At 64.1% G+C, this 846-nt stretch carries 1 protein-coding gene; it reads right to left on the bottom strand.

Translation table 11 applies throughout. The features are described 5' to 3' along the window. The coding region (locus ABE528_RS27305; protein ID WP_346654634.1) for an Ig-like domain-containing protein at positions 1-846 on the bottom strand (846 nt) is incomplete at both ends.

Here is an 846-nt window from a genome sequence, read left to right on the forward strand (position 1 = left end):
GTCGCCGTCAGCGTCCTTGATCGTGTAGGTGAAGTTCTCCACACCATTGCCGCCACCGCCCAGGTTCTTGAAGTCCGGGGCGTTGGGGTTGAGCGTGTAGGTGTAGGAACCATCTGCGGCGAGGACCAGGGTGCCGTAGGTGCCGGTGTAGGTACCGGCGATTACCGGGCCGCCTGCCACGCGGTCGGCGCCCTGGATATCGTTGGTCAGCACGTTCCCGGTCAGCTCGACGTGCTGTTCGGTTGCCGTCACAGCGTTGCTGTCGTCCACCGCTTTCGGCACATCATCGACGATGTTCACATCCAGGCTGCCGCTGGCAGTGCTGCCATCGACATCCTTGGCGACCACATCGAAGTGTTCGCTGATGCTGTTGGTGCCGGCACCGTCGGGATGGCTGCCGTTGTCGGTCAGGGTGTAGCTGTAGCTCACCACCCCGGTGCTCGGGTTGTAGCCGGTGATGGTCAGGGTGTTGCCTTGCGGGGTGATCACCGATTGCGGGAAGCCCGCGGCCACGCCGCCAGTGACCACGGCGATGCCGCCCACGGTCAGGGTTTGCAGGCCATCCGCCGCCGTAACCTTGAAGGTGCCTTGCTGGGTCAGCGCATTCGCGTCCGGTGCGGTGCCGTCGCTCAGGTGTTTCTCGTAGACGGTCAGCTCGCCGTTCTGCACGCCCAGGCCGTCGAGGGTGACCGGGTCGTTGAGGTTGCCGATGTTCAGCGTCAGGGTCGCCGTGCTGGTGTCGCCGTCAGCGTCCTTGATCGTGTAGGTGAAGTTCTCCACACCATTGCCGCCACCGCCCAGGTTCTTGAAGTCCGGGGCGTTGGGGTTGAGCGTGTAGGTGTAGGA

Origin of the sequence: Pseudomonas sp. TWI628 (assembly GCF_039673865.1) — a bacterium.
Lineage (GTDB): Bacteria > Pseudomonadota > Gammaproteobacteria > Pseudomonadales > Pseudomonadaceae > Aquipseudomonas.